General features: G+C 55.7%; 15 protein-coding genes and 1 tRNA gene. 13 read left to right on the top strand and 3 right to left on the bottom strand.

Translation table 11 applies throughout. The annotated features are described in order from the left end of the window. Positions 1-371 precede the first annotated feature (371 nt). From INHI_RS0102030 to INHI_RS0102040, 3 genes are all read right to left on the bottom strand, one after another. Positions 372-448: transfer RNA gene (locus INHI_RS0102030), tRNA-Arg, on the bottom strand. 103 nt (positions 449-551) lie between these two features. Further along, a complete protein-coding gene (locus INHI_RS0102035; RefSeq protein WP_027246530.1) occupies positions 552-1,040 on the bottom strand; it encodes a DUF995 domain-containing protein in 489 nt (162 codons plus the stop codon). Between the two features lie 117 nt (positions 1,041-1,157). After that, on the bottom strand, positions 1,158-2,081 hold the full coding sequence (locus tag INHI_RS0102040) for a calcium-binding protein (RefSeq protein WP_027246531.1): 924 nt from the start codon (positions 2,079-2,081) through the stop codon (positions 1,158-1,160). 528 nt (positions 2,082-2,609) lie between these two features. Here INHI_RS0102040 and INHI_RS0102045 point away from each other — a divergent pair. From INHI_RS0102045 to INHI_RS0102105, 13 genes are all read left to right on the top strand, one after another. Continuing rightward, positions 2,610-4,166, top strand: a complete 1,557-nt coding sequence (locus INHI_RS0102045; protein ID WP_014881735.1) for an ABC transporter substrate-binding protein — start codon at positions 2,610-2,612, stop codon at positions 4,164-4,166. Positions 4,167-4,317: 151 nt separating this feature from the next. Continuing rightward, on the top strand, positions 4,318-5,298 hold the full coding sequence (locus tag INHI_RS0102050) for an ABC transporter permease (protein WP_014881734.1): 981 nt from the start codon (positions 4,318-4,320) through the stop codon (positions 5,296-5,298). Further along, the gene (locus INHI_RS0102055) at positions 5,295-6,242 is read left to right on the top strand and encodes an ABC transporter permease (RefSeq protein ID WP_014881733.1); all 948 of its coding nucleotides are present in this window, start codon (positions 5,295-5,297) and stop codon (positions 6,240-6,242) included. The genes INHI_RS0102050 and INHI_RS0102055 overlap by 4 nt, the downstream gene beginning before the upstream one ends. Positions 6,243-6,247: 5 nt before the next feature. Beyond that, a complete protein-coding gene (locus INHI_RS0102060; RefSeq protein ID WP_014881732.1) occupies positions 6,248-7,240 on the top strand; it encodes an ABC transporter ATP-binding protein in 993 nt (330 codons plus the stop codon). Then, the gene (locus INHI_RS0102065) at positions 7,237-8,271 is read left to right on the top strand and encodes an ABC transporter ATP-binding protein (protein WP_014881731.1); all 1,035 of its coding nucleotides are present in this window, start codon (positions 7,237-7,239) and stop codon (positions 8,269-8,271) included. Before INHI_RS0102060 ends, INHI_RS0102065 begins: the two co-directional genes overlap by 4 nt. A gap of 50 nt (positions 8,272-8,321) precedes the next feature. Beyond that, entirely contained in the window at positions 8,322-9,245 is a 924-nt protein-coding gene (locus INHI_RS0102070; RefSeq protein ID WP_014881730.1) for a LysR family transcriptional regulator, read from the top strand. A 268-nt stretch (positions 9,246-9,513) separates the two neighbouring features. Then, positions 9,514-10,404 (top strand): LysR family transcriptional regulator, encoded by an 891-nt coding sequence (locus INHI_RS0102075; RefSeq protein WP_027246532.1) that lies wholly within the window; start codon positions 9,514-9,516, stop codon positions 10,402-10,404. Positions 10,405-10,618: 214 nt separating this feature from the next. Further along, the gene (locus INHI_RS0102080; RefSeq protein ID WP_027246533.1) at positions 10,619-11,317 is read left to right on the top strand and encodes a glutathione S-transferase family protein; all 699 of its coding nucleotides are present in this window, start codon (positions 10,619-10,621) and stop codon (positions 11,315-11,317) included. A 519-nt stretch (positions 11,318-11,836) separates the two neighbouring features. Beyond that, a complete protein-coding gene (locus INHI_RS20175; RefSeq protein WP_014889286.1) occupies positions 11,837-12,439 on the top strand; it encodes a type 2 periplasmic-binding domain-containing protein in 603 nt (200 codons plus the stop codon). Between the two features lie 37 nt (positions 12,440-12,476). Next, entirely contained in the window at positions 12,477-12,893 is a 417-nt protein-coding gene (locus INHI_RS0102090) for an acyl-CoA thioesterase (RefSeq protein WP_014881726.1), read from the top strand. A 23-nt stretch (positions 12,894-12,916) separates the two neighbouring features. Continuing rightward, the gene (locus INHI_RS0102095) at positions 12,917-14,110 is read left to right on the top strand and encodes an acyl-CoA dehydrogenase family protein (protein ID WP_027246534.1); all 1,194 of its coding nucleotides are present in this window, start codon (positions 12,917-12,919) and stop codon (positions 14,108-14,110) included. A 40-nt stretch (positions 14,111-14,150) separates the two neighbouring features. Next, positions 14,151-14,732, top strand: coding sequence for a hypothetical protein (locus tag INHI_RS0102100; protein ID WP_014881724.1), 582 nt, complete (start codon positions 14,151-14,153; stop codon positions 14,730-14,732). After that, positions 14,729-15,415, top strand: coding sequence for a M23 family metallopeptidase (locus tag INHI_RS0102105; protein WP_027246535.1), 687 nt, complete (start codon positions 14,729-14,731; stop codon positions 15,413-15,415). The genes INHI_RS0102100 and INHI_RS0102105 overlap by 4 nt, the downstream gene beginning before the upstream one ends. Positions 15,416-15,455: the final 40 nt, after the last annotated feature.

Consider the following 15,455-nt stretch of genomic DNA (forward strand, 5'->3'; position numbering starts at 1 on the left):
ATCGACGTTGGGAAGGCTGTTGATTGCAAGCACGGGTGCGCGGAGTTCGTTGATATCGGTCATCGTGTCCGTTGTTAGGATAGGTTATCTGCTCTACCTTTTAGGGCGGAGACCGCTTGAAGGTTGCATAATTAGAAGCGCTGAAACGTCGATCACAAAAAGTGTTGCGTCGGGCGCCCCCAAATAAAACCTATGCGGGGCCAAGCTCCGGGTATGCTTGGTTTGTCCTGCTCAGCCATTTTTTCCTGATAGACCTTGAACGGCCGCTTGGCGCCGTTCGCGGCCTGCCGCATGAACGTACGTTTTCTGATTTAGGGTCAGCAACCTGACAAGAGGGTCAGTTTTGCTTGGCGTCCAACAACAGGAGGTAGTGGCGGACCGAGGAGGATTCGAACCCCCGACCCCTTGATTCGTAGTCAAGTACTCTATCCAGCTGAGCTATCGGTCCACTGCTGCGGGGTTTATGCGTAGCAGAGCACGGGCGCAAGCCAAAAGCGAAGGGTCGGACAGATTTTTGCCCGACCCTCGAATTGGATGTTTCTTTGCGACTGTCAGAAGCCCAGTTTCGAACGGGTCTGCCGAACCTGTGTCTGGAATTTATATCCACGCACCAGGCCTGCGTCCTTTCCCATCGGCCACCATTCTGGGTCATTTGGCCAACTGCGCCACATGACGCCCCAGGCATCTACGACATGGCTGATGCAGGATTTGTCGCTTGCGCTGACGCCGGCGCGGCGCCCGCTGGGGTAATACCAGACAAGATCCTGGCACATCTGGCCATTGGCATCGACGCTCCAAGTACCCGCGCCCAGGTTTTCACTTTGGTCAGCACACCAGGCTCTTGCCTGACCGCCTGGCCCGAAATAGATGCCGCCACCACAGTTGTTGGTCCAAAGTTCGGTCTTCCCAGAGTAGATCTTTGCAATCTTCTGCGGGCTTGCGATCTTCGCGCTGCGTGGCAACGGATCCGCAGCTGCCGCCATCGGCAGGATGCAAGACAGTGCTGCGGCAACGAGTTTACACCTAACAGTTATCATCATTTACCTCCTTCGATGAGCCTGAAGTTGGCTCGCTTGTTGCCGTCAGTCGGCCCAGAAATCAGCCGATCTGAGGGCTGATGCCGGGTCGGCGGGACATTTGGCCCTACGGCCACTATATCAGAACAGAAAATGGTCTGCGCTTTGTAGTTCGGAAAACGCCGTGTCCTCGACCAGTATGGTCACATTGGCAAAATAGATCGCGGCATCGTCGCCGACCTGTGCGAAGTCGACGTCGTCCATACTCTCCGCTCCACGACCCAGTTTGATGCGGTCAACGCCAACCTCAAAGTCGGTTATGCGATCTGTGTGATCGCCCTCATTGAACACAAAGATATCGGCCCCGTCACCGCCTGTCATGACATCATCCCCGGTTCCGCCGTACAGGCGATCAACACCGGCGCCGCCGCGAATTGTGTCACTGCCTGACCCACCGATCAGGCGGTCATTGCCACGACCACCTCCAAGTAGGTCGACTCCCACGCCGCCGAAGATGACATCACGGCCAACATCACCGCGTAGTACATCATCGCCACCATTGCCGTGCAATGTGTCGGCTCCCGAACCGCCGCGAAGAACATCAGCACCCAACCCGCCGGTCAGAAAATCATTACCAGCCCCGGCCGCTACGGTATCGTCGCCGGCGCCCAGCGAAATCCGATCTCCGCCAGCATAGGTTCGAATTGCCGTTACATTGTCATTCAAGAGCGCGGTGATTTGGTCATCGCCGGAGAGAAGTTCTCGTGCGACGTCTTCGGCGCGCAGCGAAACGAAACGGTCAAAACTCATCGAGATGTCAGAAATCGAGACGATCGGGGAGCCATCAAGCGAATGATCCATCGAGAAAATCTGCCAATCGGCCTGATCGTCGCTGGAGAAATCGCCGCCTAAACGCAGAATTGACCCATCTTCGCTGATCTGTTCGAGCTCGGTCGGTGAGACGACGGTTCCGAACGATGTACGAGAGGTTTCAAACCCGTCGAAAGCCAAGTAATTGCTCAGCGAGGACACGCCTGGAAACGACGCAACGAATACATTTGCCATTGAGGGCTCTCTTTCGCGTTAGATGGAACGATTTGACTAAAAGCGATAGGGTTTTTCCGGATTGCACGCAAATCTTTGGCCGACAATCATGGTTAACGAAGCATTAATGGGCGCACATCGCGCACAAAGACCCTCGATGCAATCGACTGTTTCTTGATCCGCTACGAGGGCTCGATGCCGTTCGCCTTTGCTACGTCCTGATTCTTGGTGTCACGACTATTCGGAGATCGCGCGGCTCTAGGCCGAAAATGGCGCAGATGTTTGATCGTTGTGCGCAAGTTTCAGCACAAGTCGCCACCTTCGGTTCTGCTGTCGAAGCTGATTCTACCGCCCCAAATAGCAGCTGTTCTATGTGGAAAATGGGATCCGGGTTTGCCGTTGGCAGCCTGAAAATGCCTGTAATAATTTGAAAAATATTAGAAAATATAGCTATACGCATTTTGCATAGCCGCATTGCAATCGGCATTGGATTGTTCGCCAGCGCTGCGATACCGATGATGTAACAATACCGTAACGGGAGGACGAATAATGAAACATTTTGCGAGCACGCTCGCTGTTGCCACGCTGACGGCGACCCTGAGCACGGCAGCAATGGCGGAAGTGACCATCAAGGTCGCCTACGATGCCGATCCGGTTTCGCTGGACCCGCACGAGCAGCTGTCGGGTGGCACTCTGCAGCTTTCGCACATGGTTTTTGACCCGCTAGTGCGCTGGACAAAAGACCTGCAGTTCGCGCCACGTCTGGCCGAAAGCTGGGAGCAGATCGACGAGACCACGATGCGGTTCAAACTGCGCGACGGTGTGACCTTCCATAGCGGAAATGCGCTGACGTCGGCTGATGTCGATTGGACATTTGACCGCCTGAAGGCCAGCCCTGATTTTAAAGGGATCTTTGCACCTTTCACCGACGTCGAAGTCGTGGACGAACTGACATTCGACCTGAAAACATCCGAGCCTTATCCGCTGATCTTGCATACAGCGACGTATATTTTCCCGATGGACAGCCAGTTTTACTCCGGCACGACCGAGGACGGTAAAGAAAAGGCCGAACTCGTTAAGCACGGCGACAGCTTCGCCTCGCGCAATCTCTCGGGTACTGGCCCCTTCACCGTCACCGAGCGTGAACAGGGCGTGAAGGTGGTCTTCGACCGTTTTGACAGCTATTGGGACACCGCTTCCGAGGGCAATGTCGACAAGATCATCCTCACTCCGATCAAAGAAGATCCGACACGCGTCGCAGCGCTGTTGGCAGGTGACGTTGATTTCATCGCGCCCGTTCCGCCGACGGATCTGAAGCGGGTTGAGGAACACGATGGTACCACGCTGATCACCGAGCCCGGCACCCGTATCATCACGTTCCAACTGAACCAGAACCGCGTTGAAGCGTTCAAAGATGCCCGCGTTCGTAAAGCGATCGACTATGCGGTGAACAATGCCGGCATCGTGGACCGCATCATGCGTGGCTTCGGCACCGTTGGTGCACAGGCCAGCCCGGCCGGTTACCTTGGATATGATGAGAGCCTGACGCCGCGCTTTGACGTCGAGAAAGCCAAAGCACTGATGGCTGAGGCCGGTTATGCGGATGGGTTTTCCGTCACCATGATGGCGCCGAACAACCGCTATGTGAACGATGATAAAATCGCTCAGGCCGTGGCTTCGATGCTGGCGAAAATCAACATCAAGGTTGATCTGCAGACCATGCCCAAGGCGCAATATTGGCCGACATTCGACGAGCGCGCAGCGGATATGATGATGATCGGCTGGCATGCGGATACTGAAGATTCCGCTAACTTCCACCAGTTCCTGACCCATTGCCCGGATGAAACCACCGGCAACGGTCAGTACAACTCCGGCAACTACTGTAACCCGGAAGCGGATGCGCTGATGGCGGAAGCCAATGCGACAACAGACCAGACCAAACGCGGTGAATTGCTGCGCAAGCTGGAAGGCATCCTTTATGCAGACGCTGCCTTCATTCCGCTGCACTGGCAGAACCTGGCCTGGGGTGCGCGCGACGGTGTCCACGCTGAAAAAATCGTGAATGCTCTGAACTTCCCCTACTTCGGCGATCTGAAAGTCGACTGATAGGTTTCAGGCCGGGGCAGCAGGTCTGCCCCGGCTATTTCGAAATATTCCCCAGATTTTCACCACTTCTTTATGGGCATGTCCCTGCCGCCCGCCGGGCGTCAATAGCGTTGTGCCCATCAACAAGTGACTGATACAAGGTAACTTAAACATGCTCGCCTACCTCGTGAAACGCGTGTTCCAGGCCATCGCGGTGATGTTTGCCATCTCGCTGATCGGCTTTGCCATTCAGGACAACCTCGGTGACCCCCTGCGGGAGCTGGTCGGTCAGTCCGTGTCGGAAGAGGTCCGTCAGCAGCTGCGCGACGAACTGGGCCTGAACGACAGCTTTGTGACCCAATATGTCCGCTTTCTCGGCAACGCCCTACAGGGGGATCTTGGCACCAGCTACTTCTTCAAGGAACCCGCGCTGGATGTGATCCTGAAAAAGCTTCCGGCAACGCTTGAGCTGGTTATGGGGGCAACCCTGATCATTGTTGGCCTGTCCGTTCCCCTCGGCGTCTACACCGCGATCAAACCCAATACGATCCTTAGCCGCCTGATCATGGGCATCTCGATTGTCGGGATCTCCGTTCCGGTGTTCCTGACTGCGATCCTGATGATCTTCGTTTTCTCGGTAGAACTTGGCTGGTTCCCCTCCTATGGGCGTGGCGACGTTGTCCATGTCTTCGGGTACTGGGACACAAATTTTGCCACCGCTGATGGCTGGGTGCATATCCTGCTGCCCTCCGTCGCCCTGGCCTCGATCATGCTGCCGCTGTTTGTGCGCCTGATCCGGGCTGAGATGATGGAAGTTCTGCAAAGCGAATACGTGAAATATGCCCGCGCCAAGGGCATTCGCCCCTATCGCATTTATTTCATCCATGCGCTCAAAAACACGTTGCTGCCGGTGATTACTGTTGGCGGCGTTCAGATCGGAACGATGGTGGCCTATACCATCCTGACCGAGACCGTTTTCCAGTGGCCTGGCATGGGGTTCATGTTCCTGGAGGCCGTCAACCGCGTCGATACCCCGCTGATCGTGGCCTACCTCATCATCGTGGGGTTCATCTTTGTGGTCACCAATACCATCGTTGACCTGATCTACGGGCTCGTCAATCCAACTGTTAATATTGCGAGGATGGGCGCATGAGCAGCCTTAGCACAAACCAGAGCACACCATCGCGGTTCAGTCGCCTTTGGAATTCCAACATGGGTTACAGCTTTCGGCGCAACCCTGTGGCGATGGTCTCCTTTGCGGTCTTCTTGGTTATCACCATCGCTTCAATTCTGGCACCGGTTCTGGCTCCGTTTGACCCCTATGATCCTGCGCAAATTGATATCATGAACAGTGAATACCCACCGGTCTGGATCGATGGTTCGGATTCTCAGTTTGTGTTCGGCACCGATGATCAGGGACGCGATCTATGGTCCACGATCCTCTATGGGACGCGGTTGTCGCTGCTGATTGGTCTTTGCGCGGTGGCTTTGCAGGCCTTCCTTGGGATCTCTATCGGGTTGGTGGCCGGCTATGTCGGTGGACGGCTCGACAGCCTGCTGATGCGCTTTGCCGATATCCAGCTGTCGTTCTCAACATTGATGGTGGCCATCATCTTCCTTGCGGTGACGCAGGCAATGTTCGGCAGCGAGACGTTCAATCAATATGCAATCTACTTCCTTATCGCGGTGATTGGCGTCGCCGAATGGCCGCAATATGCCCGAACCGTACGCGCCACTGTTCTGGCCGAGAAAAAGAAGGAATATATCGACAGCGCCCGCGTGCTCGGCTTTGGCCCGATGCGGATCATGGTCCGTCACATTCTGCCCAATTCACTGTCACCGATTTTTGTGATCTCCACTGTACAGGTGGCCAATGCAATCATTTCCGAGGCGTCACTCAGCTTCCTGGGTCTTGGGATGCCCCCCAGCCAGCCCTCGCTCGGATCGCTGATCTCCTCGGGCTTCGACTACATCTTCTCGGGCAGTTGGTGGATTACCGCCATCCCCGGCGTGGTTCTGGTGGTCCTCGTTCTTGTCATCAACCTCTTGGGTGACTGGATGCGTGACGTGCTGAATCCGAAACTTTACAAAGGATAAGAGCGATGTCGTTGCTTTCCGTTCGCGACCTGACGGTCAAATTTGCGATGCGTGATCACACCGTCACCGCATTGAACCAGATTTCCTTCGACCTTGGCAAAGGTGAGCGCCTGGGCATCGTCGGTGAATCCGGCGCCGGTAAATCCATCACTGGGTTTTCGTTGATGAACCTGCTCAGCCGGCCGGGGTTCATCGACAGCGGTCAGATCCTGTTTGGCGACAAGGATATCGTTAAGCTGTCGGACGCCGAAATGCGCAAGATCCGCGGCAATCGCATGGCGATGATCTTTCAGGATCCGATGGTCACGCTGAACCCGGTTTTAACAATCGGCCAGCAGATGGTTGAGACTCTCAAAGCGCACCGTTCGCTGAGCAAAGCTGAGGCAGAGCAGATCGCGATCCTGAAGCTGCGCGAGGTTTATATCCCCTCACCCGAGGAACGTTTAAACCAGTATCCACATGAATTGTCTGGCGGTATGCGACAGCGGATCATCATTGCGATGGCGCTGCTGCTTGATCCCGAACTCATCATCGCGGATGAACCGACGACGGCGCTGGATGTGACCATTCAGGCGGATATCATGGAGTTGCTGCTGGAGCTGTGTCAGTCCAACAAGGTCGGTCTGATCCTGATCACCCATGACCTTGGCGTCGTCAGCCAGATGACTGAGCGAACCCTGGTGATGTATGCGGGGCGCCTGATCGAAGCCGGTCCAACCCGTGAGATTATCAACGACCCGCAGCACCCCTATACCCAGGGACTGATCAATGCGCTGCCGCAACAAACTCTGCCGGGCCAGCGACTGAAACAGATCCCCGGCAATATGCCCGGTCTGGCATCCATCCCACCGGGCTGCCCGTTCAGCCCGCGTTGCGAATATGCGGTCGACCATTGCCGCAAGGTCTTGCCGGAAACAGTCAGCTACCGTCAGGTCGAGGTCGCCTGTCACGAAGTCTCCCGCCTGCAGAATGCCAGCCTTGAGGAGGCAAGCGTATGACCACCCAGACACAAGACAGCAAACCATTGCTTGAGCTGAAGAACCTTGAGAAACGCTTTGAGCTGGACAAAGGGTTCCTGGAAACCATCAAGCTGCGCGGCGGCCGCATCACCCGGGAAAAACGCGCCGTTCATGCGGTGAACAATGTCTCGCTCAGTGCCGATCGGGGAGAGGCGTTGTGTATCGTCGGTGAATCGGGCTGCGGCAAATCTACAGTCGCCCGTCTGGTTGCGGGGTTGCTGGCGCCGAGTGGCGGCGAAATCCACTATGACGGTGAACGGATCGATGATCGCTCGCGCGGGGAGATGATGCCTCTGCGCAAGAAGATGCAGATGATCTTTCAGAACCCTTATGCTTCTCTCAACCCGCGTATGACCATTCAGCAGGCACTGGAAGAGCCAGTTCGCCACCATAATCCTTCTCTGTCGCGCGGGGAAGTTCGTGACAAGGTTTCAGAGGTGATGCGGTCCGTTGGTGTGGATCCCAGCTGGTCCAGCCGCTATCCGCATGAGTTCTCCGGCGGCCAACGCCAGCGGATTGCGATCGCCCGGGCGCTGACGGTGGATCCTGAGTTTATCATCGCGGATGAACCCATCTCGGCGTTGGACGTCTCGATTCAGGCACAGGTTCTGAACCTGATGCTGGAAGCCAAAGATCAGCGCGGGTTGACCTATTTCTTCATCACCCACGATCTGAGTGTTGTGGAGCATTTCGGCACCCGCGTTGCGGTCCTGTATCTCGGCACATTGTGCGAACTGGCCGATACCCAGACCCTGTTTGAAAACCCGAAACACCCTTACACAAAGGCTCTGCTGTCGGCAGTCCCGCAGCTGAAAGACCAGGGACAAAACCATATTCGGCTGCAAGGTGAGATCCCGACGCCGATCAACCTGCCTCAAGGTTGCCCCTTCCAAACGCGCTGTGCATTTGCGAATGCTAGATGTCGCGAGTCGCGGCCACGGCCACTGCGCCAGGCAGACGGCAGCACCGTTGCCTGCCACGCAGTCGAAGAAAATAGGCTGAACAGCTAAACACCGGAACCCCCGGCCCACTGGATGACCCCAGAACGGACCTAGGCAAGTTGGATATTATCTGGCTCAGAGATTTTGAAGCGCTGACAACGCATAAGAATTTTTCGCGCGCGGCGGAAGAACGCAATGTCAGCCAACCTGCATTCTCCAGGCGCATTCGTGCGCTGGAGGATGAGGTCGGCGTGAAGTTGATCAACAGGCAAACTTTTCCGCTGTCTTTGACGCCGGCCGGGGATGTGTTCCTGTCGCAGGCAAAAATCATCCTGCGCACATACTCCGAAACACTGGAACGCTGCCAGACTATTGATGCTGCAGGTGAAAACGTCATTCGCTTTGCGTCGTCACAGTCGCTTTACATGACACATTTCCGGGACCACATCGAACCTCTGATGGAGGCCGGCGGGCTGGATGTTGATCTCAATTCAACCAGCTGGGCGGCCGATCAATTTGTGACTGCGCTGCAGCAGCGGTATTGCGACGTCATCCTGACCTATTGGCATCCGGCAATGGACTTTCTCTCACCGTTGGAAGTCAGCAAGTGCGACTACCTTACGCTGTCAGAGGACGAATTCATCCCGGTCTCAAAAACCGATGCCGACGGCAGCCCGCTGTTTGATCTGCGCCGTGATCCCAAGCGGCAGATACCCCTTCTATCATATGGGAGTGCATCTGCACTGAGATCGGTTCTTGACCACACTCTGCGGCAGCAGATTTCGCCGCCAAATCTGCTGGTGGTGAACCAGAATTCTCTGGCCAACTCGGTCAAGGCAATGATTCTGGAAGGTTTCGGGCTGGGATGGCTACCGCGCAAACTCTGCGAAGCCGAACTCACTGAGGGCCGTCTGGCGGTTGCCGGTGGAGAAGCGTTTGTGACTCCCCTATCGGTCCGCCTTTATCGCGAGACTGAGAATAGCAAACCCACTCTGAACAGCCTGTGGCGGCGGATGGGGGACAGCGCGACGTCGATCAGCTGACGTCCATGTCGTTACTCTCTCGTTACCTCTGGTCGCCATGATGCGACCTGTCGCTCATCAGCTCGCTGATGAGCGCGAACAAGCTTAATCCAGTTGAAATTGAAAACAGGCGGAATGCAGCCAACTACCGCTTTGCGGGTGTTTAAGTTTTGACTTCGCTCAAAAGGCGCATAAAAGGTGTTCTGAGTGCGCTGACCAGGGGTGGCAGCGTGCCATTGTATAGCGGCGCTATTGTCCTTGGCGCCCTATGACATCTGAAGGGGTAACCATGGATATCAGTCAACTCAAGACCTTTGTCACCGTGGCAAGGGAAGGAAGTATCACGCGCGCGTCAGAACTACTGTTTCGCAGTCAACCTGCCGTCAGCGCCCACATCAAAACGATGGAAGACACGCTTGGCCTGACACTGTTCCAGCGCACACCGCGTGGAATGAGCGTCACCACCGATGGTCAGCGACTCTTGGTTGAAGCGCGGCAACTGTTGGACAATCACCAGAAGTTTTTGGAGGAAGCCTCTCGCTTGCGTGGCCGCTTGGCCGGTCAGCTGCGGGTGGGTGCCGGACGCAACCTGGGGTCAACCGAGGTGAGCCGTCTGCTCGCAGATCTGTCGAAGAACTTCCCGGATCTGGAAGTCGCTTTGCAACATGGCACATCCTCCAGTGTGCTGGACGATATTCGCAACGGGCGGCTGGATGCCGGCTTTTTCATCGATCCAGATGAGGCGCATACCGATCTGGAAACGCTGGAAATTTCGCATTTCAGCGTTTATCTCGCCGCTGCCCCGGATCTGGTGTCGGAACGTTCTGATCTCGATTGGGCTCGGCTTGAAACCCTGCCCTGGATCTATCCGACCTATAGTTCATGCTGCGGGCGCATCGCGGAGCGCCTATTTAAGGAAAACGGCATCCAGCCCGCCCGCATCATCAATGTTGACGACGAAACGATTACTCGGACCCTGATCGCAAGCGGTGCCGGCATCGGGCTGGTTCATGTCAGTTCTGCGGGGAGCGAGCCGGTGAGCGGCGATATCGCCCTGCTTCTTGAAGTTCGCAAATCCACACGTGTCCTGTTCGCGCATCTCGCGTCCCGTGCAAAAGACCCCATCATCAGCGCCGTACGTGATCTTCTGGATACCGAACAGATGGCTATACCGGCTTAACATCACGCCGCAATCACACACGCTGACTGCCAGCCAAGCGGTGCTATTCACCCCTGCCAGCACATCAATACAGCTCTTATTTCTCCGCCCGGGAGTTTTATAATAAACATATTGCCGATTTCATCTATGTGGGTAAAGCTCTGATAATTACTGAGAATTGATTCCTGATTTTCAGGCTACGATCTTTCCTATAATTTCAATATGGAGCGCCCAGATGGACCGCAGACTATACAGCCTGTGTGGCGAGGACGGAAAACGTCACTATTCACCACACGTATGGAAAATAATTATGGCCCTGAACCATAAAGGGCTAGAATACGACCTTATCCCTGTCTCTTTCGCAGATATCCCAAGTGTAGAAGATGGAAGCTATAGCAGCGTTCCTGTGCTACGTGATGGCAATACGGTTTTGGGAGAGAGTTTCGACATTGCCCGCTATCTCGATGAAACCTATGCTGACGCTCCGGCTCTGTTCGATGGCAAAGGGGCGGTAGCGCTGACCCGTTTCGTGGAAAGCTACTGTAAGACCGTCCTCCACCCCAGCCTCGCGACCATTGCTGTCATGGATATGCACAATCTGATGTCCCCGGCTGACCAGGTCTATTTCCGATCCGCCCGTGAACGCCGGTTTGGCATGCCACTTGAGGTTATGGCCGAAGGTGGCGAGGCCGAACGCGCGTTGCTGCCGGAAAAACTTTCGCCGATACGCGATCTGCTGGCCACCCAGGACTGGCTGTCCGGGGCGATGCCTGCCTATGCGGATTATACCCTTTTCGGTACCCTCCAGTGGTGTAACGTATGCGCGCCCAACACACTGTTTAAAAAAGACGATCTCGTTTCAAACTGGTTTGAGCGCTGCCTTGATCTTTATGATGGCGTTGGTCGGAACCCAGCCCAGTCAGACCGACACTGACAGTGGCCCTCATGGGTAGTCCCCTCTGATTATTCCGGTAAGTCGCCGTCGCGGACCTTAAAAAGCGTGACGCCGACTGTAAGATGTATCCAACTGACCAAAGCCTGTTTCGCTCCAGAGAGTGAGGCAGGCTATCTTTTGGACCTCAAACTGACGACCTTATCGTGTGAGCGACATTCCGCCCATCTATCTAGCAACACGCTGGATGCCACACGTGACTTGTAGCGCTAATTTCCGCTTTTCCACGCCATTCGTGAAATTATCACCCATTCCTCATTATACCTGAGGAACAGCATCAGTTTTTTTGAATTGTTCCGCGAAGCCTTTACCGCTTCGATGGGGTCAAGAAATTAGATTCGTTTAAAACTGTGACGTAGGGCTGGCGCAAACCTAAACAAGAACCCACCACAACAATCATGAAAATTTGTCCTTACCTTAATATCCAAATGAAATTTGGGTAAATTGATAAGGCATCGCAAATGCTCTCATATCAATACCATTTAGCGGAAAAGACAAGTGATGGATCTTCAAATCGAAAATAACGCCGACCCCGAGTATATTCCGCACCCCGAAACATTCGGCTGGGTGAAACAGGTTCATACGCTAGGCCCGGCTGGTACAAATTGTGAGCGTGCAGCCCTATCCTGGGCAATGCGACGTTGTCAGGGCGCTTCGGTAAAACTGCACCGGACGATGGAACAGGCCGCAGACAGTGTCGCTTGCCAGGATGGAGCGGTTTTGGTTGGCGTGGTGGCTTACCCGCATCTGCACTCAATCATCTACGCGCATATCCAGAAGATGAAACTGCTGGATGTGTTCATCATGAATACAGACAATATGGTCCTCGCCTCCCGCACCGGAGCGGAGCCCAAGATCTGCGCGACCCATCCTGCACCTGAAAAGCTGCTGCCGATCACGGTTGAGCGGCGCTTTGTCTCCAGCAACGTCATAGCCGCACGCGACTGTGCCGAGGGTCACGCCGACGGCTGTATCACCACGCTCTGCGCGGCCGAGAAATTCGGGCTGCCAATTCTGCGCAAATTCGGTCCCGTTCCGATGGGATTTACCATCCATGGTCCGCTGGAAAAGCGCGCCTGCCAGGACTGCACCCAGCACGCCTGAGCCTGCCCCGACAATCTACACCAACAGGAGAGACACCATGTCCAACAAAGCCTTCGAAACCCCGGTCGAAATCCGTTATCGCGATACCGATTCCATGGGCCATGTCAGCAGCCCCGTCTATTACGACTACATGCAGTCTGCCTATCTGGAATACATGCATGACCTTCTTGAGCTGCCAAAGTCCGAGAAGCTGCCCCATATCATGGTCAAAACCTCCTGCGATTACATTTCTCAGGCGTTGTATGGCGACAACCTCGTCGTTTGCAGCCGGGTGATCAGCTTCGGCGGTAAGAGCTTCGAGATGGAGCATGTGATGCATATCGACGATGACGATCGCCGCGTCGTAGCCAATGCCAAATCGGTGCATGTGATGTTCGACTACGACAAACAGGCCACCTATCCGGTGCCGGATGCCTTCAAAGAAAGCGTTGCAGCTTTTCAGGAAACCGCCTGATCCCTGTTTGCGAGGACGAAGACATGCAATTGAACTGGACAGCTGAGCAGCAGCAGACCCGCACCGCCTTTGCGGCGATTGGGAAAATGGCCGACCCGGATGAGCTGCACCTGGGGCGTCGGGCTTTTGATCAGCGCACTTGGGATTGTCTGACCGCCGCTGGTTTGTGGCGGATGATCGTGCCGCGCGAATTCGGCGGTGATGGCCGGGATTGGTGGGGCTTTACTGCCGCGTTGGAAGGTCTTGCGGCCACCTTGCGTACCCCCGGAATGTTGCTGTCGGTGATCGCGCAGGCTGGTATGGTTCGCGCATTGGACCTGTATGGCAGTGACAGTCAGAAACGCGAATATCTGGGCCGGATCCTCAATGGTGAGCTGAGTGCAACTGCAATCGCGGATCCCGACACCGGCACCGATGTGCGCGCAACATCGTCGCTGTTGACCCCTGGTCCCAATGAGACCTTCCGTTTGAGCGGCGCGAAATACAACATCGCCCATGCCCCGGTCGCCAGCTTCATTCTTGTTGTCTGTAAGCTGAGTGACCACGGGCGCGAAGGCATTTCACTCGTATTGCTTGATGCCGATAGCCCCGGTCTTACGATTGGCGCGCAGGATCGCAAGCTGGGTAATCTGGACCTACCGACTGGCCAAATGCGATTTGATGATGTGCCGCTCCACTACGGCCATCTTCTGGGCGAACCGGGGGCAGGCCTTCGGAACCTCGTGAACATCGTCTCCATGGGGCGTCTGTACTATGGTCTGGCGGCGGCTTGGCTGATTGAACCTATGCTTACTGAGGCATTTGATTTCTCCAAGAAACGGACAACGTTTGATGTCCCGATCATTGAGCATCAGTATATTCAGAAAAAGCTGACCGATATTCGCATCGGTTCCGAAAGCGCAAAGTGGGTATCCTACGGCGCTCTGCACCAGTTGCTTAGCGGTGCGCCGGAAGCCGCGATGACCTGTTCGATTTCCAAACTCGTCGGAGCCGAAACCATCGTCGAGGGTGCTATGGACCTGATGAAGCTTTACGGCAGCAAGGGCTACCACGAGGGGCAGATTACCACCTTTCTTCGGGATGCTCTGGCGTTCTGCAGCGTGGGCGGCACCGAGGAAATGCACCGCCGCAATATTTTCGGCCAGATGGCCCGGTTGCACGCTAAGGCCAAGAAAGCCACCGATCCCGCAACGGAAAAAACGCTGGAACCCGCCTAGAGCGGAGCAAACTTCAATAGACGAAGACTGGAGAGAGACGATGACCTCATCCCCCTGTGCCAAAGCTGCCGGAGCGATCGTGGCTACAGCTGCGGCGCTTACGCTGATGGCACTCCCCGCCCTTGCGATCGATAAACCCTCCGGGGAACCCGCTACACGCGCCGTGAGCAGCATTGACTGGGCGGCCGCCACATCCGCATTTCACGAGGCAAGTGCGGACGACCGGACCCTTACGGCTGCGTTTCTTGCAACCGAGCCTGACGGTTTTGATGATATGGCTATGGCTGTCATGATCCTCGGGACCAATACTGCGGCCGGTCTCCCAGCGTTTCGAGGGCAGCGAGATGCCTACACCGCCTACTACCAGTTGGAGGGCGCCCAAGTGAGTGTCATGGGGAGCCGAACGCATCTTGTAGACGTGCCCGGACTGACCTTCAAACATGAAGCCCGATCCTATGAGTCCATCGGCGACGGGGCTGATCATATGCTTAGCCGCTTTGGCGGGAGCTACACGTTGCGGATCACCTGTGATGCGCCAACCGAGGATACGCGCTGTATTAAGCCAGACTATCTTGCCGAACTGGCACACTCCCTCACGGTAGTGAAAGGAGCGGATCAATGACGCCACGCGCAACAAGCCTCTTTTGCGGCGCTCTCGCCCTCTCGGCACTGATTATCGCCGCTCCAGCAAATGCAGATGACCGCTTCAAGGCGCCCGGTGACCTGATCAAAGATACCGGTATTGGTCTCTCGATCGGGACGGTTCTCTATCCCGATATGCGTTTCCCTCTGGAAAGTGGACCAGCCTATGCGAACTCCCACGTTTATGCGCCCGGCGGGTTCAAGGGGAATGGCGGAAGCCAGTGTGACACCGTCAATTACAGCTATCCGTGGCGCGACAATTTCTGCGAGCTGCGCCGTTCAGACCTGCCGGTCTGTGCATCCGGCGGCCATCAAGGACAAGATATTCGCCCCGCAACCTGCCAGAGCGACACCCATTGGGCGGTTGCCGTAGAGGACGGCGTGATTGCACATGTAGGACGCTTTGCCCTGACCTTGCAGACGCCCTCTGGCACGCTTTATCGCTATGTTCACATGAATATGGACGATCTCGCCGTTGCCCCGCTGGACAAGGTGTCCAAAGGCGATCGCCTTGGCAAAGTGTCGAATTCCTGGATCTCGGAACTGCCGGTTCATTTGCATTTCGACGTCAAGGAAACGGTCCAGATCGGCGACGAAACGCGTTCAGTCTTTGTGCCCCCTTACAGCAGTCTGGTGACCTCCTATCGCCAGCTGACAGACTGATCTGCCTGGCGGAGGAGGGGCCCCTGACCTCCTCCGCCTT

This window comes from Phaeobacter inhibens DSM 16374 (assembly GCF_000473105.1).
Lineage (GTDB): Bacteria > Pseudomonadota > Alphaproteobacteria > Rhodobacterales > Rhodobacteraceae > Phaeobacter > Phaeobacter inhibens.

What these genes read in the sequence shown, in the direction of transcription:
- INHI_RS0102035 (WP_027246530.1), bottom strand. Translation starts at nt 1,040, where the DNA reads ATGATGATAACTGTTAGGTGTAAACTCGTTGCCGCAGCACTGTCTTGC.
- INHI_RS0102040 (WP_027246531.1), bottom strand. Translation starts at nt 2,081, where the DNA reads ATGGCAAATGTATTCGTTGCGTCGTTTCCAGGCGTGTCCTCGCTGAGC.
- INHI_RS0102045 (WP_014881735.1), top strand. Translation starts at nt 2,610, where the DNA reads ATGAAACATTTTGCGAGCACGCTCGCTGTTGCCACGCTGACGGCGACC.
- INHI_RS0102050 (WP_014881734.1), top strand. Translation starts at nt 4,318, where the DNA reads ATGCTCGCCTACCTCGTGAAACGCGTGTTCCAGGCCATCGCGGTGATG.
- INHI_RS0102055 (WP_014881733.1), top strand. Translation starts at nt 5,295, where the DNA reads ATGAGCAGCCTTAGCACAAACCAGAGCACACCATCGCGGTTCAGTCGC.
- INHI_RS0102060 (WP_014881732.1), top strand. Translation starts at nt 6,248, where the DNA reads ATGTCGTTGCTTTCCGTTCGCGACCTGACGGTCAAATTTGCGATGCGT.
- INHI_RS0102065 (WP_014881731.1), top strand. Translation starts at nt 7,237, where the DNA reads ATGACCACCCAGACACAAGACAGCAAACCATTGCTTGAGCTGAAGAAC.
- INHI_RS0102075 (WP_027246532.1), top strand. Translation starts at nt 9,514, where the DNA reads ATGGATATCAGTCAACTCAAGACCTTTGTCACCGTGGCAAGGGAAGGA.
- INHI_RS0102080 (WP_027246533.1), top strand. Translation starts at nt 10,619, where the DNA reads ATGGACCGCAGACTATACAGCCTGTGTGGCGAGGACGGAAAACGTCAC.
- INHI_RS20175 (WP_014889286.1), top strand. Translation starts at nt 11,837, where the DNA reads ATGGATCTTCAAATCGAAAATAACGCCGACCCCGAGTATATTCCGCAC.
- INHI_RS0102090 (WP_014881726.1), top strand. Translation starts at nt 12,477, where the DNA reads ATGTCCAACAAAGCCTTCGAAACCCCGGTCGAAATCCGTTATCGCGAT.
- INHI_RS0102095 (WP_027246534.1), top strand. Translation starts at nt 12,917, where the DNA reads ATGCAATTGAACTGGACAGCTGAGCAGCAGCAGACCCGCACCGCCTTT.
- INHI_RS0102100 (WP_014881724.1), top strand. Translation starts at nt 14,151, where the DNA reads ATGACCTCATCCCCCTGTGCCAAAGCTGCCGGAGCGATCGTGGCTACA.
- INHI_RS0102105 (WP_027246535.1), top strand. Translation starts at nt 14,729, where the DNA reads ATGACGCCACGCGCAACAAGCCTCTTTTGCGGCGCTCTCGCCCTCTCG.